At 45.0% G+C, this 20,082-nt stretch carries 22 protein-coding genes; 18 read left to right on the top strand and 4 right to left on the bottom strand.

The genetic code is table 11. The annotated features are described in order from the left end of the window. The first annotated feature begins 387 nt into the window (after positions 1-387). The 12 genes from HQN88_RS16810 to HQN88_RS16755 all read left to right on the top strand — a co-directional run bounded on the left by HQN88_RS16810 (position 388) and on the right by HQN88_RS16755 (position 10,247). Positions 388-567, top strand: coding sequence for a phytanoyl-CoA dioxygenase family protein (locus HQN88_RS16810; RefSeq protein ID WP_173114294.1), 180 nt, complete (start codon positions 388-390; stop codon positions 565-567). 1,093 nt (positions 568-1,660) lie between these two features. Continuing rightward, complete coding sequence (locus HQN88_RS16805) at positions 1,661-2,824, top strand: YhgE/Pip domain-containing protein (RefSeq protein WP_173114292.1); 1,164 nt, start codon at positions 1,661-1,663, stop codon at positions 2,822-2,824. 24 nt (positions 2,825-2,848) lie between these two features. After that, positions 2,849-3,436 carry a TetR family transcriptional regulator gene (locus HQN88_RS16800; protein WP_173114290.1) on the top strand — a complete coding sequence of 196 codons (588 nt, stop codon included), beginning with the start codon at positions 2,849-2,851 and terminating at the stop codon, positions 3,434-3,436. 201 nt (positions 3,437-3,637) lie between these two features. Next, positions 3,638-4,345 (top strand): CpaB family protein, encoded by a 708-nt coding sequence (locus tag HQN88_RS16795; protein WP_173114288.1) that lies wholly within the window; start codon positions 3,638-3,640, stop codon positions 4,343-4,345. A 33-nt stretch (positions 4,346-4,378) separates the two neighbouring features. Beyond that, a complete protein-coding gene (locus HQN88_RS16790; protein ID WP_173114286.1) occupies positions 4,379-5,614 on the top strand; it encodes a CpaE/TadZ family protein in 1,236 nt (411 codons plus the stop codon). A 23-nt stretch (positions 5,615-5,637) separates the two neighbouring features. Further along, entirely contained in the window at positions 5,638-7,149 is a 1,512-nt protein-coding gene (locus HQN88_RS16785; RefSeq protein WP_274319525.1) for an ATPase, T2SS/T4P/T4SS family, read from the top strand. Then, positions 7,146-8,078 (top strand): hypothetical protein, encoded by a 933-nt coding sequence (locus tag HQN88_RS16780; RefSeq protein ID WP_173114284.1) that lies wholly within the window; start codon positions 7,146-7,148, stop codon positions 8,076-8,078. The genes HQN88_RS16785 and HQN88_RS16780 overlap by 4 nt, the downstream gene beginning before the upstream one ends. A 13-nt stretch (positions 8,079-8,091) precedes the next feature. Then, positions 8,092-8,991, top strand: coding sequence for a hypothetical protein (locus HQN88_RS16775; protein ID WP_173114282.1), 900 nt, complete (start codon positions 8,092-8,094; stop codon positions 8,989-8,991). Between the two features lie 22 nt (positions 8,992-9,013). Continuing rightward, on the top strand, positions 9,014-9,163 hold the full coding sequence (locus HQN88_RS16770) for a hypothetical protein (RefSeq protein ID WP_173114280.1): 150 nt from the start codon (positions 9,014-9,016) through the stop codon (positions 9,161-9,163). Between the two features lie 16 nt (positions 9,164-9,179). Continuing rightward, positions 9,180-9,326, top strand: coding sequence for a hypothetical protein (locus HQN88_RS16765; protein WP_173114278.1), 147 nt, complete (start codon positions 9,180-9,182; stop codon positions 9,324-9,326). Next, complete coding sequence (locus tag HQN88_RS16760; protein WP_173114276.1) at positions 9,323-9,748, top strand: hypothetical protein; 426 nt, start codon at positions 9,323-9,325, stop codon at positions 9,746-9,748. The genes HQN88_RS16765 and HQN88_RS16760 overlap by 4 nt, the downstream gene beginning before the upstream one ends. Before the next feature lie 16 nt (positions 9,749-9,764). Then, entirely contained in the window at positions 9,765-10,247 is a 483-nt protein-coding gene (locus tag HQN88_RS16755) for a hypothetical protein (protein WP_173114274.1), read from the top strand. 94 nt (positions 10,248-10,341) lie between these two features. Here the strand turns inward: HQN88_RS16755 and HQN88_RS37340 are convergent, their stop codons facing one another. Continuing rightward, positions 10,342-10,542 (bottom strand): hypothetical protein, encoded by a 201-nt coding sequence (locus HQN88_RS37340; RefSeq protein WP_216855738.1) that lies wholly within the window; start codon positions 10,540-10,542, stop codon positions 10,342-10,344. Positions 10,543-11,045: 503 nt separating this feature from the next. Here HQN88_RS37340 and HQN88_RS16745 point away from each other — a divergent pair. Beyond that, positions 11,046-12,233, top strand: a complete 1,188-nt coding sequence (locus HQN88_RS16745; protein WP_173114272.1) for a M24 family metallopeptidase — start codon at positions 11,046-11,048, stop codon at positions 12,231-12,233. Positions 12,234-12,530: 297 nt separating this feature from the next. Beyond that, positions 12,531-13,931: a glycoside hydrolase family 16 protein gene (locus HQN88_RS16740; RefSeq protein ID WP_173114270.1), complete on the top strand. Its 1,401-nt coding sequence runs from the start codon at positions 12,531-12,533 to the stop codon at positions 13,929-13,931. Positions 13,932-14,007: 76 nt separating this feature from the next. Here the strand turns inward: HQN88_RS16740 and clpP are convergent, their stop codons facing one another. From clpP to HQN88_RS16725, 3 genes are all read right to left on the bottom strand, one after another. Continuing rightward, positions 14,008-14,589: an ATP-dependent Clp endopeptidase proteolytic subunit ClpP gene (gene clpP / locus HQN88_RS16735; protein ID WP_173114268.1), complete on the bottom strand. Its 582-nt coding sequence runs from the start codon at positions 14,587-14,589 to the stop codon at positions 14,008-14,010. 79 nt (positions 14,590-14,668) lie between these two features. Continuing rightward, positions 14,669-14,995 (bottom strand): hypothetical protein, encoded by a 327-nt coding sequence (locus tag HQN88_RS16730; RefSeq protein WP_173114266.1) that lies wholly within the window; start codon positions 14,993-14,995, stop codon positions 14,669-14,671. 13 nt (positions 14,996-15,008) lie between these two features. Further along, entirely contained in the window at positions 15,009-15,602 is a 594-nt protein-coding gene (locus HQN88_RS16725; protein ID WP_173114262.1) for an ArsR/SmtB family transcription factor, read from the bottom strand. A gap of 258 nt (positions 15,603-15,860) precedes the next feature. On the opposite strand from HQN88_RS16725, the gene HQN88_RS16720 reads away from it, so the two are divergent. From HQN88_RS16720 to HQN88_RS16705, 4 genes are all read left to right on the top strand, one after another. Continuing rightward, a complete protein-coding gene (locus HQN88_RS16720) occupies positions 15,861-16,076 on the top strand; it encodes a hypothetical protein (protein ID WP_173114259.1) in 216 nt (71 codons plus the stop codon). A 207-nt stretch (positions 16,077-16,283) separates the two neighbouring features. Further along, positions 16,284-16,478 carry a hypothetical protein gene (locus HQN88_RS38665; protein WP_173114255.1) on the top strand — a complete coding sequence of 65 codons (195 nt, stop codon included), beginning with the start codon at positions 16,284-16,286 and terminating at the stop codon, positions 16,476-16,478. Positions 16,479-16,705: 227 nt separating this feature from the next. After that, positions 16,706-18,973 (top strand): PAS domain S-box protein, encoded by a 2,268-nt coding sequence (locus tag HQN88_RS16710; RefSeq protein ID WP_173114252.1) that lies wholly within the window; start codon positions 16,706-16,708, stop codon positions 18,971-18,973. Between the two features lie 102 nt (positions 18,974-19,075). Then, positions 19,076-19,756, top strand: coding sequence for an MIP/aquaporin family protein (locus HQN88_RS16705; protein ID WP_173114717.1), 681 nt, complete (start codon positions 19,076-19,078; stop codon positions 19,754-19,756). The last annotated feature ends 326 nt before the right edge of the window (positions 19,757-20,082 follow it).

Here is a 20,082-nt window from a genome sequence, read left to right as displayed (position 1 = left end):
CTTTCTGCAGCTCTAGTCTGTAGTGGAGTGCAGACAGCAGGGGAGTAGATAGGCTCATAATGAAAGATGATATATGTTTATGTTTAAGTCAAAAAATGACTGGCTAAATCCGGAATAATAAACGTTCAGTGTATACGATAGGATTTTATACAACATTGATTTGTAAATGTAAAACTTAGGATCGTCCTGTAGGAAGTGTCATGTCGGCAGTGTTATCCTGGGCACGAAAGCGATTTTCTGAAATTAGTACAAACCTAAATGCTAAAATATAATTAGCATCACAAATAGGTGCGAAAATTTGCTGAATTATTATTTTTGTATCTAAAATCAGAGGTATTTTGCTTTATCATGAAATGCTGCGTTTCCACGCCGGGTGAGCTCCATAATATGAATGCGGAAGAAATCGCAGAAATTGATCCGAAAGCTGGTGTTATAGTAGAAGCGAATCCTGGCGATATTATCATCTTCCACTCCTTTACCCCACATCAAAGCGGAGTAAACCGCTCAGAGGTTATCAGAAAACAGCTATATTTGACCTATTCCCCAAGTAAGAACGGTGACTTATAAACAAGGCTCATTACCAGCATTACCAACGTAATATTTTGCTTGGCAAAGATACATCAAGCTACCATTTCTTATAGAAAAAAGGGATCTGCCAGAGATGGCAGATCCTTTTAAACGAAATACATGTGGCCTTCATGTCGTTCTAATTAGAAGATGTGAAGGCGTTCAGCATATATCAGTGAAGCTTTAACAAAGCCGGATTGGAAAGATTTTGGTCAGATGTCAAGAGAAGATGTTTTGGAATACTTTAACTAGGTAAGAAATCATCCGATGGGTGGTGAAAGTAGATCGCAATACAAAATCAGGAACCAACAGATAGTTATTTTTGTAGTATGGTAGCAAACCTGGAGAATTTCTTGTATTTTATTCAACGTTATCATTGGGTAGAGGCACCCTTAAAACCAGTTGGATCACTTGTCTCTCAGAAGGATCGACCAAAGTTACAACCAAAATATTTTACATATATGGAATCAAATAGTAGATAATATCTCATCTCTTGATCCCCAGTACGTACCGATAATTATGTTAATGGAGGCAACTGGTTTTCACTTAATCGATATATTGACTTTGAAATTTGATTGTTTAAGTTTCGGAGAAGATGGTGTCTGGATTGAATCGATAAATGTATTGGAGAAACGTATAAGTGAGTTTAGAGTTATGGGAAGGACAAGATCTATTGAGATACTTGAACCAAAGTTAAAAAAGTTCAAAGAAATAAGAAGTAGTTTAAATACTCACAATAATAATAGGGGTCAGTATGTCAATTAATTGGACAAATGAGTGGTTAACACAATACGAGTCTCCCTGGTCGGTACTAGAAAAAATTAAATTTGCAAATCTAATTAGTACTAAGCAGCTTTTACAACAATATGGAACGGATACCTCTAATAAAATCAGATACGGTAAGGTAGGAAAACGACATAGAAATCTAATCACATTAGAAGGCCTAGATCTAAATATCGATGCGCATAATTGATCCATCATAGGTATTTTCTTGTCGTTAAACTGAAGCAAAGTGAGTTGACAAAATAAAATAACTATCTTATGATTTAAACATTCGTTTTAAATGATTGTTTAATAATAAGGAGTGGTCAAAATGGGATCGTCAATAGCGGCTTTTTTGAAGCCTGCAACAACCAAGGTAGGGATTATTACAGCGATTACGTTTCAGTTGTTGTTTAGCATCATATGGATGACAGGGTATTCGGGAGTTTCGGATAATACGAAGAATTTGAAGATTGCGATCGTGAATGAAGATCAAGCCATGGGTGGCAAAATCGTTCAAAGCCTGCAAGGCAATCTTCCTTTCCAAACGGAAGTTATCGCGTCGAATGAAGAAGCTCAGAACAAGCTAAACATGCGTGAAGTGCAGATGGTTATGCATATTTCATCGGATTTTTCCAAAAAACTCCAAACGCCTGGACAAACAGTACCGATCACCTATACGGTTAATGAGTCAAATCCGTCTATGACAAAGTCAGTCATGCAAGCTGTAGCGGGGAACATTACGGCAACGGTAAATAAAGAGGCAGTGGCGGCAGGGGCATCAGCTGTCCTGACACAGATGAATCCACAGCTTCCTGCTGAGCAAGCGACTCAGATTGCACAAGGGTTAGCGAGTAAAGTGAGTTCAGACATCCAGAGCACGAATAAAGTAAAGGATATGCCGAATCAAATGCTCCCGATGATGCTTGTCCTAGCTTCAATTGTTGGTACGATGATTATGGGAATGAACTTCAGCGTTTCAACTAATGTACTAGGTGCTTCACTGTCTAAAACGCAAAAATTGGCTGCACGCATTGGAATAACGGTGATTGCTGCAATAGTGGTTGGACTCATCAGTGCTATCATGGTTGTTTCGTTGGGCGGGCATGTAGATAAAGGATTTGTTGCTCTTTGGGGCTTTGAATCATTGTTCTTATTAACGTTTGCTCTGGTTGCTCAAATGTTTTTGACTTTGTTTGGGAACGCAGGTATGCTATTTAACATTGCGATGCTATCCTTGCAGTTGGTTTCATCAGGTGCGATTGTACCGAGAGAACTTCTGTCAGATTTCTATCATTCGATCAGTAATTTTTTCCCGGCAACGTACGCAGTGAACGGGTTGATGAATATTTTGTTCGGTGGACCAAGTGTCGGCAGCGAGGTTGGATTTTTATTTCTAATTGCCGCGGTGGCGCTCGTAATTGATATATTGGTTGTATTTGCGAAAAAAACAAAGATAGCTCCAGCGGTAGGTCGGGTTTCATCAAACGCTTAACTAAGGATTAGGAGGGCGCTAGGCATGGTTCATCAAGAGTCAGATATGAAAATGAAAATTCTATTGGCCGCGAAAAAGCTGTTTGCACAGCATGGATATGATGCGACTAGCGTTCGTCAAATATGTGAGGAGGCCGGGGCCAATGTGGCTCTGGTTTCCTACTATTTTGGTGGAAAAGAGAGCGTTTTCCATGAAATATTTAAGCAGTTTTTTCCTGCAATTAAATTAACGGAGTTTTATGATGTCGAAGATCCACTTGCTGGCATCCAACAGGTGATTAGAGAAGTTGTCAAAATTCGCAACGAAGATCCGCAGCTGATTAGCTTGATTCAAATGGAGATTATCACGATTACCCCACGTGTAGATAAAATGAGGGAGCTTGTTTTCCCGCTGTGGAAAAAGGTCCGTTATTTATTGGACAAGGGTAGACAAGAGGGACTCTATGAGTTTGAAGGGTTGGATAGTACGCTTATGTTTGTCTTGGGAGCTATGTTTTTCTATAAGCAGCGAGAGTTCTTCGAACCGATGTTTACAGAGGAACGTCCAGACATGGAGATGCTGATTGGGCAAACCACGGCATTCATCATGCGCGCGCTCGGGTATAACAAATAGCAGAGCGCTTTCATTTGATATCCTAAATTTATTGTAAATAGATGTTGAAATTTGGAAGTTTATGTGATACTTTTAGTATATTGTTTCGAACTTATGATGATATAGTTTGATTTGCGAAGAACGCAAATTTCGGAGATGAATTCTCTGGGGTTTGCGTTTTTTGTTGTGCGCTCTCGTATATGAAAGGAAGGAGGTGATCGATTGAATCGCAGGAGAAGCCTGCTCATTAGTGTGGTTGCTGCATTGCTGGCGGGATTGCTCGTATACGGGGTATATGTATTGCAAGTGAATCAAGTGGAGCTGGAGCAGACGGTTCAGGTTGTGGTGCCGAAGGATTTTATTCGAGCGGGGCAGTTTATTCATGATGACATGGTCGAGTTCAAGGCGATTCAGAAAGGTAGCTACACATCGAGTATGCTGACGAAGCTTACGGATGTTGTTGGGCAGGAATCCATGATCCCTTTAGGCACACAGGAGCCCATTCTGAAGTGGAAGTTGAATCGGTATCATCTCCTACCTAATGAGCAGCAGGCAACTTTTCAAATTCCCAAAGAGTATCTACTTACGGTTTCGAATGGGATCCGTGCAGGAGATCGAGTTCGTATGTACGTGTCGGGGAGCGATGGCAGCTCACGCAGGTTGTTTGGTGATAAGGAAATTACGGTAGCATCCGTGAAGTCATCCGCCAATGTGGAGGTAGACAACCCGAAGAACTCCAATTTGCTATCCAAGGCCCAGGGAGACGAGCAAAAGATGTATACCTCTAGACTGGAAGCCAATGGCGCGATAGATCAGATCAATTTGAATTTGACGGAAAACGAATGGCTGCAGATCGATCAATTATGCTCAGCGAAGAAGGCGAAGCTGGTCATTGCGTTTAGTTCCACGTCGATTCAAGTCCAAGAGTAGGATGTAAATTGGCAAAAAGAGAGGTGAAACCAAGTGCAAATCGGGTTGGTATCGACAGATCAGCGTTTAATTGATGAACTAACGAATGTGGTGTATGCCAAACCGTTCGGGTGGCGAATATTTGCCGAGGCGAAAGATTTACAGCCTAAATCAATGGAGCCATCTTACTCCCATGTTATTCTTTCAGATCGGGAGCTTTCGTACGGAGAACTAGAGGAGTTTCTTGAGGGCATACAGGGGCAGGAACCTACGATGAAGATTATTGTGCTGCTTTCGAATTATCACGATGCCTCGATCAACGAGAAGTATGTGAAAATGTGCAAGTTGATGAAGCTGGATTATATTCTACCAGGACGTAGTACGGCAGTGATTGCGGATGAAATCCGCGCATGGGTTGATGGGTCAAACGGTAGTTCATCCAATGAGGCGCTATCTGGTAAATTAATTACGTTCGTTGGCTCTACACCGAATATTGGTACGACGTTGGCGTCTTTTGGAGTGGCTTGTACACTCGCGATGGAGACTTCGAAGAAGGTAGGTTATCTCTGTTTGAATCTCAAAAGCTCAAAACTTCATCGGTATTTGGGGCGCGAAGAGCACCTTTTTACATTAGATGGATTGAGGGCGGAACTGAAGGCTCAAAGCTTAACGCCAGAAAGGCTGCTCCACGTTTGTGATAAGCCGAAAGAGGCACATGGCCTACATATTCTATATGGCAATATGTTGCGTGAGCAGGCGGAGTTCTTCACCCCATCGGAAATTATCCATTTACTGCGTGTGGCGCGAGGCGCTTTTGATATTTGTATCATTGAAGTTAGCGCATATTGGGATAATGCAGCGACGGTAAGCGGGCTGCTGGAAGCAGATAGCAAAATTGTCGTCACAACAGGGGATATTGCCCATTTTCAGGAGGATTTCTCGAGGTGGATTAGGCAGGTTGGATCTGTATTTGGCCTACAGCCAGATGCTTTTGAGCTAATGGCCGTGCAAACAGATCGGCATGCGAAGCAAAGCGAGTTCACGATTAAAGATATTCGTAAAGAAACGCAGCTACATTTAATTGGACATGTTAGCCGACACGGGGATGCGCTTTCGCGTTGCAATCAAGGGAAGCTGATGGAATTGTTGAGTTCATCTCACCCTATGCATCATGAAGTGAAGGCAGTAGCACGGAAATTTGCTGATTATTACAAACTGCCACAAAAGACGAGTCTACGACAGGAAACTTGGTTCCAAAAGCTCATCGCCGGCAAACGCGCGGTTAGTTAAATCACGATCAGGAGGGTAAGGGAGTGAGTGGGAAAAGGTTTTCGATGATTACCTACATGCATGAGCGTAGGACGGAAGAGGCTGTGGTTGGGTCGGAGCGCTTTCCGACATTACAAGCATCTGGGATTAATGATATCAGCGACAGAGTGGTCCAACGGGCGAACGAAGTGCGTGGGAATGGAAGCAGTCAGCATCATGCTGGCGCCGGAGAAGAAGCTATTTTCCAGCAATGGGTGCAGGAGATTCGCAGTGAGCTTGTTGCCTTGAAAGGCCGATCAGAGACGGAGAAACAACTGTATAACGAGACGCTGAATCGTGCAATTCTGGGCTATGATGAGGATCGTGGCAAGCTGCTGGCCATTATTCATGATCTCGTGTCGAAAAGGAGACTTTCAGACATCCCGCCTAGGACTAGTGGGTATACGACATTGCCTGAAGCGATTTTTGCCGAAATTATTGGCTTAAATGTCCTTGAACTTGTCCTCAAACAGAAGGATAGTTTGGAAGAGATTCAGGTTGTAGGGAGGCAAATTTTTGAAGTGCGTGGAGGTATGGCTAGACCTTCATCGTATGAGCTTCCATCCATCCGAGAATTAGAGCGAATTCAACAAAATTTAGTGTTATTTAACCACGATACCTTAAATCCTAGAAAGCGTTGGGCGGAGGTTGTCCTGCAGGATGGTTCGCGTGTGACGATGACGGGCTTCGGATTTACAGCGGAACCCACCTTAACAATACGCTTCTACACGGTAAAAAGATTTGATTTAGCCTCGCTCGCCTCCCCCGATCTAGCCACGATGGATTCCCGCATGGAAGTGTTACTTCGTTGTTTCATCCACACGTATTTCAATATGGTCATCATTGGACCGACAAACTCAGGAAAAACTAATTTAATGAAGGCACTCATTGCCGAAATGAACGATAACGAACGAATTATTACGATTGAATCGCGATTCGAGCTGAATTTAAAGCGAGATTTTCCTCATAAAAATATCGTCGAATATGAAATTGATGAGGAAGATCCGAGGCATTCCGGTTTGCAAGCCTTTAAGCTGGCATTGAGGCAGTCTCCAAAGCGGATATGTCACGCAGAAATTAGGGATGAAGATGCTAATTTATATGTTCGTGCTTGTACACGTGGTCATGAGGGGAGTTTGACGACGGTCCATGTGAGTGAACTGGAAGACGTACCGGATGCGATTACTGACATGTGTATGCTCGATGGCAGAGGGATGGATTCGAAGCGTTTGACGAAAAGAATTACGGAATTTGTGACACATATCGGCATTGAAATGCAGGTTGTTCAAGGGAAAAGAAAGATTGTGCGAATCGTCGAATACCGATACCAGAATGAATGCGTTTTCGTCACGAATCTAGCACTTTATGACAACTCGACAGAGGAGTGGACATTTCCCGGGAAATTGTCGCTTCATGCATCGCGAAAAATACAGAAGGGGGATCGGGGACAGCATTCGCTGTTGAGAGAGCACGGATTTATCGGAAATGAAGGGGAAGAAGGCGGTTTTGAACCGTGATTTTCGCCAAATATGTCTTTCTCTTGTTGTTATTTGTGCTTGTTTATGTCGTTTGTCGAGCTCTGCTGGAATTGCTTATTAGGCAACACAAGGCTAGGATCAGGCTGCACTATGTAAGAAATGCTACAGTTAGCGTGCGAATAACTACTTATTTGGAGACATGGAGCGGGATATATAAGCATATAAAGGAGTTGCTGGAATCCGTCGAATCTAGATTAAGCATGCAAGCCATGCTCACAATAAGTCTAATTGGGTTGTTATTTGGTTTGTTAATTGGTGGCGTGTTTTTTCAAACCTTCAAAGGCGCGCTTATTATGACGTTGATTGGTGCTTCGCTGCCTTATTTGCTGCTTCGGGTGAAGTTGGTCAGTGTCAGATTGCGAACGAGGCTAGAGTTTCTTCCGGCTGTTGAAGTGTTTTTCCAATCTTATATGTTGGACCCTAATCAGAATATGAAAATTGCGCTGAAGTATTGTATGGAAGAAAATCGCATTTTGTACCCGATTAAGCCTGTTTTCGAGCAATTATACCGTCATTTAATGACGCAAAGGGATACTGAGGAAAGCTTGCGGATTTTCAACCTAACGCTTGGGCACATTTGGGCGGATTATTTTACAGGAATCATGCGAGTAGCCTTGAAGGAGGGGAGCTTTGTCGGAGATAGCTTGAAGGAACTGATCACCGACATGCGGAAAGCACAGCGTTTTGATCAGATGGAAAGAAATCGACTATTGGAAATTCGCATCGCCAATTTTACACCAATCGGCTTTATGGTCTTATTCATGTGGATTAACTTTAAGGTAAATGCAGATAACGCCTATTTATATTATGTGATTGATCCTGTTGGTCGAAATATGATTTTGGATGCACTATTACTAATTTTTGTATCGTTTCTGATGGGGATCTACTTGTCTATGCGAAGAATGTGAGGAGGTGAATGCTGTGGTTATGGTCAATACCCAACTGTTAATGCTGCAGTACGCTTCGCGTTTGCTATTATTCCTACTTTTTATGATCATGATTTACCAGGGTCTAAGGTACATTCCAGCACGCAAGCGAAGATGGCGATCTTTACAGGTAAAGAGCACGCTCAAAGAGGCCGAAATCCCCTCATTTATGTATAAAATGCTGGGCATGAGCACGAAAGCTGTGGAGGCGAAGCGCCAATTGTTGTTGGGATGCGGAATTTGGCTGAATGCGAACCTGTATGAAGGTACGAGAAGAATGCTTTTAGCAGGGACATTGCTTATAGGTGGTATGGGATATGTGGCTTTCGAGCGTCCTTGGATCACTTTGCATATGCAGCCTGCATATGTGTTAGTTGGAGCGGCAGTCGTGTCGATTTTTCTTATATGGGATGGTAAGGTACTGGCGCAGCTCAAAGAAAAGCGGTCACAGCGCATCGTGCGGGATATTTATGCGATCAGTCGACAACTCTTGTACTATAACGATTCAAAACTAAATTTGCATGACAAATTGTCCTTATGTGTCGGTCAGACAACATCGATTCGAGCTCATGTTCAACTGCTGCTCAATGAATGGTATCAAGGGGCCGAAGAGGCGATTTCCCATTTTAAAAAGAGACTAGGGACGGAAGAAGCCCATAGCTTTGGTGAAACGCTGAATGCGCTCAGGTTAAATGAACATGCGGGCTATTATGATCTGCTCCAGCAGCGCATTCAGGATTACAAAGAGAAGATGGAATTGATTCGTGACAGCAAGAAGGAAACGGTATCGTATGTGCTTTTTGTCCTTGCCGGACTGCCGATTCTGAATACATTTCGGGTGTTTATGTACCCTTGGATCGCCGAAGGGCAACGATTATTTGATGCAATTAACTAACATGTGATGGGAGAACAAGAAGATGAGAAATATTTTGGTAACGGTGATGATGTTGATTGTGGTGGCTCTATTGTTTACAACGATTATCAATGATGGCTCGACAGGTATGAAGAAAAATATCGGGACCCACGGAACGACCGCAAATACGAACATTACAGCACTTCAACCTTAGAAAAGGCAGGCGGTGTATGAGATCCATTCTTGTTACAGTGCTTTTGATGATTGTTGTTATCGGCATTTATATGGATGTTGTTGGGGGAAGCACGGGAACTCGCAGACAGGTTAGCGATAGCGGGGCTAGAATTAGTGGATCTATTCAGCGGATTAATCCATGAAGCAGATTTTGGTGTTTATTCTATTTGCGACTCTGCTCTGTTGGTTCATGTTCGCACCGGTGTATAAGCATATCATTATTGTTCGGCAGGCGGTGCTGCAAAAGGAAGTCGATTATTTGCTCGAGGTCGGAGCGAACGGCAGCCATGGGTATATCAACGCAGCGATGATTGCCGAATCCAGGGATCGTATGGCGGAAAGAGGTTTCGACCCTGGGGAAATTTCGTATGTAGTTGGGACTAATTCAGGTGTTGGTGGCATGGATGCAAGTGCACCAGTCTGGCGCGGAACGGGCTTGCGGTTAACGATTACGTATCCGTACCAGCGGCTTTTTGTCATTGATCAGCTGGTGGGCATTTCGGTGCCACTGGCTTCCGATCGAATGGGTGCGACGGGCATGAAGATGAGTGAGTATGTGCCGTGAGAGTTGAGGGAATGGCGTGTATAAGCTGCTATTAATGGTGTTAATGAGCGTGGTGTTTATATCGCTATATGGGCTACAAACGGATGAAGAGTTGGCCATGCATACCGTGTTTCAGGGAAAACATGGGTTGAACAATGCTGTGCATGCGGCTGCGCAACAAAGTGATGCAGCGAAGCTTGCACAAGGGATTCATGCGATTGATGAGACGAGGGCAAGAGAGGCTGCAATGGCGTATTTGCAGGCCAATTTACGATTAAATGCAGAAAATATGCCCTTGCCGGATACGTTTTTACAGAGCACGGTGGTGGTTGACTTATTTAAGGTTGTTAATGAGGGGGAAATATTTCCCTATACGTATCGAGATGATGCACAAGAGTACACGGTCACACTGGAACGCCCTGGTGTTATTATGTTTATTCGGTTGGCTTTTCCGCGGACGTATACGGTTTTGCAGCCGATTACATGGACGATTAAGGCTTCAGCGGAGATGGTGTATTGAGGTAGGCTGATCTCATCCTCAGCTTGTCATGCCTTCCCTTTGAATCGCCGCCACTTGCACACTTTCACTTCCAACTTTGACTTCGACTTCGACATCAACTTCGACTTCGACTTTGACTTCGACGTCCAACTTCAACTTCGATTTCGACTTCGACGTCCACTTCCACTTCAACATCTACTTCGACTTCCACATCAACTTCCACATCAACTTCAACATCCACTTCCACATCAACATCAACATCAACATCAACATCAACATCGACTTCCACTCGGAGTCTCGCCCGTCCCTCTCTCATGCCCCATTTTCCTATGCCTCAAGGTGTAGGCGAGAGTGAGAGTGAAGGAGATCGGATTAGCTAGCGCCATTTAACTGGAAAACATACAGCTAATTCGAGTAGAAAAGATAATTATTTGAGTATAGATGGAAAATGTACAGGTAATTTACTCGTAATCACTCATTTACGCAAAATTAGAGGAATATAGCTGGAGGAAATCCAGTTATTCTGCAAATGAGCCCAAAAGTGAGCAAATTAGATACAGGAAATCCAGTTATTTCATTGGAGTTGGTAGACGGAGTTAGAGTTAGAGCTAAAGCTAGAGCTAGAGTTAGAGTCAGAGCTAAAGCTAAAACTAGAGTCAGAGTCAGTGGAAGAGAACCGCCGGTGTGTAGATAGAGTGTGCTGGAGTGCTGATGAGTGATGTTAGAGTGACAATGGAGCAGCGTTAGAGCGATAAAGGTTATTTCCATGTATAATGTGAAGGTGAGGTGTCAATCTACGGTGTATAGGAGTCGATTTCTATGACGATTTTTCAGCAAAGGCAGCAATGGCTGCAAGATGAGATGCGTAAGCGAGGGTGGTCAGGCTTCCTGGTCACGCACAATGTTGATATATATTACTACTGCGGCTCCATGCAGACGGGGTATTTGTTCATTCCGACGGAGGGCGAAGCGATCTATCTCGTTCGTCGGAGTTTGGTCCGAGCGGAGGAGGAAGCGGCAGCGGCCGTCGAAGCGCTCGGGTCTTGGAAGACGCTCGGCGAGCGGCTTCGCGCTCGCTGTGCAGGAGCTGACGCAGCGGCGGGAAATCCGCTGCGTATAGCGACAGAGCTGGACGTGTTACCCGTCCAGCTGTACATGCGCTTGCAGACCGCGCTGCCCGGCGCGGTCTGGGAAGACGGCTCGCTGCTCGTGCGAGAGCAGCGCATGATCAAATCGCCGGATGAAGTCGCGGCGATTCGGGCGGCAGCGCGCGTCGTCGACGACGCGCTGGAGGCAGTCATCCCCCACATTCGTGAGGGGATGGCCGAATTTGAGCTGATGGCGCTCATTGAGCATCAGCTCAGACTGCGCGGGCACCAAGGGCTGATGCGCATGCGCGCGTACAATTCCGAGTTAATCACCGGAATGGTCGCGACAGGCGCATCGGCAGCGGTGCCCACCTATTTTGACGGGCCGGCCGGGGGCACGGGGCTTCACCCGTCCAGCCCGCAAAGCTCAGGCCGCGCGCTGATTCAGCGCGGCGACCCGATTCTCGTCGATATTGGCTGCACCATCGACGGGTACTTGATCGATCAGACGCGAACAGTCGTGATCGGGGATCTAGACCTTGAGCTGCAGCGAGCCTATGATGTGGCGGAGGAGGTCCTCCGTGCCACGGAAGCCAGGCTGCAGCCGGGCACGATTGCCGAGCATCTGTATCTGCTCGCGCTGGATCAAGTGCAGGAAGCTGGGCTAAGCGCCCACTTCATGGGGTACGGCGCTGACCAAGTGAAATTCCTTGGTCACGGCATCGGGCTCGAAATCGACGAGTTGCCCGTTCTCGCCAAAGGCTTCAAATATCCGCTGGAGCCCGGCATGGTCATCGCGATCGAGCCCAAGTTCACCTTTCCTGGGCGAGGTGTCGTCGGTATTGAAGATACGTATCTGATCACTGAAGATGGATACGAGAAATTGACGGTATCCCGTGCTGGGATACGGCGTCTATAAGCCGAACGAAGTCCTGCGGGACTTCGTGTTGGAGTAAAATGAACCTGCTGTCCTGTTTCTTCAGAAACGGATAGCGGTTTTTTTGCATTTTGTGCTAAATGAGGAAGGTGGGCCGAGCTGGATGTCGTTCGTAATGGTGGCTATCTCCACTATCCCCTTCGCTCAGTTCAGTAGTGGGCGATGGGTTCGATCACGCGGTCTCTTTTTTTTCGGGATGGACAAGTCGGAATGGGCATGTCAGCTGGGCAATTGTCATAGCATGATAGCGATTACCAATCGTTTGGGAGGGATGAAGGAATGATGCTTAAGAAGAAGGTAGGCAGAAAAATAATAAGGAGTGCATGGACACTTCTCTTTGTCGCGGCACTCTTGTTTCCACAAGCCCTGCAAGCACCGTCGGCGAAGGCGGCTGATTTTCCTGCTAATCCAATTAATAAGACTGGCTGGATCTTAGACACGAACGACGAGTTTAATGGCACGAATTTGAACCAGAGTTTATGGATTCCTAAGTTTCTAGAAGCTCGGACAACAACGGAACGTTCGCAAGCCAATTACATATTCCGAGATGGTGCAATTGTGCTTCAAATTCTGCCAGATCAGCTAACCTATAAGGCAGGTGGAACGACCAAAGTTTCTTCCATTCAAACGGCGGCTAAAGATTATCTGCATTTGGATGATCTCTATCAACACATCCCGGCAGATATTAAATATGCGACGCAGTATGGTTATTTTGAAGTCAGAGCTAAATCTCAGAAAGGCAGCGGCATGCATACTGCTTTTTGGGCAACAGGTGTAGAAGATGAAGCGTGGCAAGAGTTGGAAGTGGATATCTCGGAGCATCCAGGTAGAAACGTACAGCAAACCTTGATGAACTTCTACAAATGGGATGATCCTAATGCAACGGATTCAGCTGGATCTGTAAATGTAGGATTCGATATGACGACGGAGTATCACATTTATGCGATGGAATGGGATGCCTCAGGGATCAAACTTTATGTGGATAATCAACTTAAACGCACGTACTCCTATTCGCCGAATTATCGGATGAATTTCTATTTAGGTATCTATGAAAATGCAGGATGGACCGGTCCTCTAGATACGACGATTGCCTATCCCAAGGAGTTCGCTGTTGATTATTTCCGTGCGTACAAAAGAGATCCGAACGCCACACCACCTGCTGATTTGCTCAGCGATAATTTTGAGGACGGCAGTGCAACAGACTGGACAACGGGACTGGGCAGCTGGAGCGTGGTAACGGATTCCTCCAAAGTCCTCCGACAAAGTGCAACAACGGGCGAGGGAATTGTCACGAATGGCAACTCGCTGTGGCACAACTATTTCGTAGAATCTAAAGTGAAAATAGTAACGGCCAACGGTGGGGCAGGGGTGATTGGGCGCTATCAGGATGCCAATAATTATTATATGCTGCGTTTAAATGATACGGGGGATAAGCTCCAGCTGTATAAAAAAAATAGCGGGACATTTACATTGCTTCAGGAGATCGCCGTTACAGTGAATTTGAACACCTGGTACACGCTCAAACTTGTAATGATTGAGAATAATTTGGAAGGCTATTTGGATGGTGTGAAGAAAATCAGCGGAATCACCGATAGCTCGATTTCCACAGGCAGTATCGGTCTCCGCACGTTTAACACGGATGCCAAATACGATGATGTTGGCGCAGGCCACAACTATTAATGCTATGAAACATAACGAAAGACTACCGAAAGAGATAAGCCTCTTTGGTAGTCTTTTTTCATGTTAAAGATATTCGTTAAATCCGCGAAATTACCTTATCGATCAACCCGTATACGCGTGCATCCTCAGCGTCCAAGAAGTAATCACGGTCGGAGTCTAGTTCGATCTTCTCGATTGGTTGTTTGGTGGTTTGGGAAAGGATACCGTTGAGAACTCTGCGCGTTTTGAGAATATGCTGAGCGCGGATATGAATATCACTGGCTTGCCCCTGTGCACCACCCCAAGGTTGGTGAATCATGACTTCTGCGTTCGGCAGTGCAAATCGTTTGCCTGGCGCACCAGCAGTAAGAAGAATAGCGCCCATGGAGGCAGCCATACCAACACAGATCGTGGATACATCGGGTTTAATGAAGTTCATCGTGTCATAAATCGCGAGACCAGCTGAGGTAGAACCGCCTGGTGAGTTGATGTAGAGCGAAATATCTTTCTCAGGATCCTCTGCGGAAAGGAACAAAAGCTGGGCAATAATCGCATTCGCAACTTGATCATTTACTTCCGTGCCGAGGAACACAATCCGGTCTTTCAGCAATCTCGAATAGATATCATACGAGCGCTCTCCGCGCGCGGTTTGTTCGACTACCATAGGTATGAAGCTCATTGAAATCATCCTTTCTAAGATGAACATGGGTTATTTTGTTTATAAGATGAAGGTTTAGCATAACTAAATAGTTTAACGACTAAGCGGCTTTGCATTGGATTGTATGGGTATGCATGGTAGTCTTCTGGCCAAATCCAGAGGAAACCATGATGAGTCGAATAGGTTCTTCATTTTGAGAAGATGGGAACTCGCGAACCGTAATGGTTGCTTCAGAATCTATGGATGCGGCATCTTGTCGGCGATAGGATTCAATCGAAATGACATTGCTTTTAGATGAATCGCTTGATTGTGTATGGGGCTGTTCCCATGCGATGACAGGTGATACTGATATTGAGGGAGGGGTATCCTGCTGTGGCAGAATTGTTTGTTTCTCCTGTGCTTGCTCTTGTTCTTGCTTATGACTCATAGTAAGTGCCTCCTCATTCCTTTGGTTTGGGATAAACGGCTAGCAATACCTGATAAGCGTCTTGAACCTCACCTCGAACGTTTGTGTAACGCTCCACTAACTGCCCGACCATCGCTGTATATTCTTCAATGAATTTCTGCCGCTGTTGCTCCGTGCATAGTTGAACTTGAAGCTGTAGCGTCGCGCTCGGAATTACTTCACCGACATCAGACTGCTCCATGAGTAACATAGCATCGCGGCGGATTCGCTCTGAAGTCGTCACGAGATGAGCAAGCGAGCTCTGATCCTTCAGCTTTTGTATGGTTTCAGGCTTCATACTGAGAGACTCGGCCAGTACAAAAGTTTTGGCGATCGAACGGTAGAGTACCTCGACCAGATTGCGTACTTGCCGTGTACCAACGCGCGTAACTAAGCCGGCTTTCTCCAACGCTTTCAGGTGATAGTTGATACGCTGAGCCGTTTCGCCCAAGGTACGCGCCACTTCCGCGGCGGATCCCGGCTCTAGAAGCTGAGCTATGATTTCTCCGCGAAGCGGATTCAGCAGGACAGTTGCCTGCTCAGGGGACTCGATGTAGTAGCTGTCTTGGATCTCATTTTCTTGTGGCATGGAGTGGATAGCCTCCGTGTACAAATTATATGTTACGTACAAATATTTTATTACGTAGAGATGGGAAAGTCAATGGGCGGGGAGGTAAAGGTGGTGTTGGATGACAAATTGGTTTTGAAATTGACAATAAAGTTTTGAAATAAAGGTTTAGTTAGAGCAAGCCCTAATAATATTCAGAAGTAGTATCAAATACAACTAGGCCCCGACCAACAATATGGTCGGGGTTTTTGCTTTTATCCTTAGGAAGAGAGTGTAAATATGACTAGAGGTACTTCTGTAAGAAGAAATCAAGAAAATAAAATGAAGGATGGTCGTGGTCAAGGATTGGGTAAAGATTATATCCCTTTATTCAAGCTAGTGATAACAAGATTTCAGGAGATGGCTATCTTACTCGAACACTTGGCTGGAAAGCTGAAAGAATTCACCAGAGAACAAGTATCCACTTTTAATAGAAAGAACAATAGAAATAGCTGAGCAGTTACATATACCGCATGCACATATAGATAATATTCCGGTTATCAAACATCCAATGACAGTGTGCAATGTCAGCATCTCTGTTGCAAATGGTTGGTAGCACCAGAGGCATGGTCGCCACAAAATAGTTCCGCGATTGCTGAGGCCAAACAACGACTTACTGCTGGGAATCTCATTCCAACACATGACTACGAAGGAGATGCTCGAGTGAAGGTGAAAAGTGTTGCTGATATGCAGCAGGATCGCGCGACGACAACTGCTCAGGTTTTGAGTAAGTTGCTTAACCCGGTCTATGTCGAGCTTTCATCAGATCAGGTAATTCTGCGCGAAACTGAAAAAAAATGCGTGCTCCATATGCCAGCATGGGCTGTTGCGGTATTAAGTTTTAATAAGAAATGTTGAATCAGCGGGAAACGCCGCAGTGCACGTGTAAAGCGTGCGCTGCGGCGTTTATTTCATTATGCCATTCTACCGCAAATGTACATTGAGTAATCATACTGGTTATTATATTATCATGTGTAACGGGTCAATGATGCGGTGTATTGCGCAGTATCATTATGTATGATCCATATTATCCATACCATTAAAGTAGCAATTACATGAACATCATAGACATACTGGAGGAAATCATGTCAATTAAAGTGAAGCTAACGTTCTGGATTTCTGTATTGGTCGCTTTCATTCTTCTTCTCAATATGTCTATTTATTACATCAGCACGAAAGAAGGTTTGAAGCAAGCTGCCGAACAGCAGATGATTACAATGGCTGAACAGATTAGTGCAACGGTTGAAGTGTCACAGCAGGCACGTCAGTATATAGAGGATGCGATTGGCGAGAGGTTGCGTTCTGTTGCTATTTCTGCAGAACACGAATTGGATCCCGACATTGAAAAAGTAACGAACGAGCAACTTGTCCAGCTTAGCGCCAAACTTGGCGTAGATCATATTACGCTTTGGAAACGATTGGACAATGATATTGTGGCTTTGCGTTCAAGCGATCCGCAAGAAATTAATCTTAGTTCAAAAACATGGGACTACTGGTACACGGCTTTTAACCAGCTCTTTGATTTTCATCAAGTATCCATCCCACAGGGTCAAAAATTAAAAAATTACTGGTCTGGCCCAATTAATTATGCGACATCCTCCCCGAATATCGTTAATAAGTGGGGTAACTACTATGATGGAACAACGAACTATATGATCAATCCTTATATAAATGCCCAGAACATCCTGGATTTCCAGCAAACGACAGGAACAGATGCTGTTATTAATAACATGCTTATGAAAAACAGCAATATCCTCGAAGTTACCGGGATTGATCCGCAGTTTTTCGGGAAAAAGCCGATTATAAAAATGAAAAAAGGACTGCCTGTATTTAATTTGGATGTAAGGGATATTATTTTTGGAACCTATAAGTATGCAGACGAAACGAATGATGTCACTTTTATTCAAGATGCGCTTACAACTAGAAAGACTGTAACGACAGAACTTCGGATTATGAATGAGCCCGTTATTCAAAGTCTTATCCCCGTCATGAACACGGCTAAGCCATTTGTCATTCGTATTATTTTTAATGCAAAAGCGCTTGAAGACATCTTGCGGTATCAGCTTATCAAACTAGTCATCATCTCACTGAGTCTCCTAATATTGACTATGGTTACCAGTTATCTATTGTCTGGCATACTTATTCGACCAATTCGTCAAATTCTATCCGTAGTTAACCAAGTCGCCAAAGGAAAGTTCGAAGGCATTATAAAATACAATGGTAAAGATGAACTCGGTCACCTCGCATTCCAAGTAAATTTGATGACTAGAAACTTATCAGATTACACAAAACAGCTTCATGAGGTAGCCGATGAGCTTCGCCATACCAAAGGTTATTTGGAGTCTTTTGTGAATCACACGTCTGATGCCATTCATGTAACCGATTTAGAAGGTAATGTTACACAGTTGAATCAGGCGTTCGAGCGTATTTTTGGCTGGGCACCTGAGGAACTATATGGTAAAAAACTGGAAAACATTCCACCAGAATACCTAGTTGATTACCAAGAAATAATTGCTCGCATACTTCGAAACGAGGCGGTAGCGGATTATGAAACAATTCGCTATACGAAAGATGGCCGTACTATCGATGTTAGTATCACGATTTCCACGATATGGGACGAAAACGGGCATATTGTGGCGATTGCCTCAATCACCAGAAACATTACAGCTCGCAAAGAAGCCGAGGATGTACTTAGACGATCGGAGAAGCTAAATGTCATCGGACAACTGGCTGCAGGAGTCGCACATGAAATTCGAAATCCACTGACTACCATCAAAGGCTTTGTTCAACTGCAAAAATCAAAAGTCGCCATTAAGGAAAGCCAGCTGGACCTTATTCTCTCCGAACTAGATCGGATTAATTTTATTGTCAGCGAATTTTTGGTACTAGCTAAGCCGCAGGCAGTGCAATTTCAGCAAGCAGACATTCGTGAGATTTTGCTTCATGTCAGCAAACTGCTTGAGTCACAAGCAAGCTTGGACAATGTGGAAATTGAAATGCACCTTGATTCCGTCCATGAGCCATACATCCGATGTGATCGTAATCAGTTGAAGCAGGTGTTTATTAATGTGATGAAAAATGCGATGGAAGCCATGCCGGGCGGCGGCACCATTAAAATTGAGCTAGACAGCTCGAGTCCGAGTTTTGTCCTCATTCATATCCTTGATGAAGGATTTGGTTTATCGGAAGAGGAGTTGTGCCAAGTGGGGGAGCCATTCTATACAAACAAAGAAAACGGGAACGGCTTAGGCTTAATGGTCACACGCAGAATCATCAACAATCATAAAGGAACCTTCTCGATTCAAAGTAAACTTGGCGAAGGAACTTGTATAGAGATAAAGCTGCCCAAATGAAATGTTTGCTAGCTCCTCTCAGCCATTTTCGTGCTAATAGTTAGAATCTTGTCCAGATTCCTAGCATATAATGACAGCAAACTGATCTTGGGAGGGGTAGATTTGCAATCATTTAAAAAGTATGTGGCTGAATTCATAGGCACGTTCGTGCTTGTTCTGTTCGGTTGCGGAAGTGCAGCCACGGCTGGAGGTGAGCTGGGATATCTGGGCATCGCAATGGCTTTCGGTCTGTCGATCGTGGCGCTCGCCTACGCGATTGGCCCTATTTCCGGCTGTCACGTTAATCCTGCCGTATCGCTCGTCATGCTCGTCAGCCGGAAGCTTTCTGCCAAAGATTTCTTAGGCTACGTCGTTGCCCAGGTCGCTGGTGCTGTCGCTGGTTCGGCGCTGCTGTACGCAATCATCCACTCGACGGGTAAAGCGGTGACAAGCCTCGGGCAGAACGGTTTCGGCGAAGGCTACGGCATTGGCATTACGGCGCTAATGGCGTTTGTGGTGGAGATTATCTTGACGTTCGTTTTCGTCTACGCCATTCTCGGCGTGACCTCGGAGCCCGGCAACAGCAGAGTCGCCGGGCTGGTCATCGGCTTGGCGCTCGCATTCGTACATATTCTCGGCATCGGCTTGACGGGAACTTCGGTCAATCCGGCGAGAAGCATCGGACCGGCGATTCTACTCGGGGGAGAAGCATGGTCCGAGCTGTGGGTTTTCGTCACGGCTCCGTTCCTTGGGGCACTGCTGGCTGCGGCTGCTTATCGGCTGCTGAACGTTCGCAAAGCTTAGCGATTCTCCTAATAGTTGATACAGGCCACAGCCCGCGATTCCGGGCAGTGGCTTTTTGCATTTCAAAGCATATTTGTCACCAAACAAGGAGGATGGAGGGTAGTCAGTTAGTTAACCGGTGGCAATTACATAGAGGACTAAGTTTTGTTATGCCAACCGATAAGTTTTCACCCTACATGCATTTTCGGTACGGTGATATATTGAGTTTGATTAGGTACCGAAAGGAGGGGTGCGAGCTATTCCGAGGAGTAAGATAACCGAGTTGATGTTGATACAAAGGAGAGGAGAACGAAATTGTAGATGGAGAATGATTGTCGGCCGCTTAC

This window comes from Paenibacillus qinlingensis (assembly GCF_013204845.1).
Taxonomy (GTDB): domain Bacteria; phylum Bacillota; class Bacilli; order Paenibacillales; family NBRC-103111; genus Paenibacillus_E; species Paenibacillus_E qinlingensis.
This window is presented reverse-complemented; position numbering and strand designations above follow the sequence as displayed.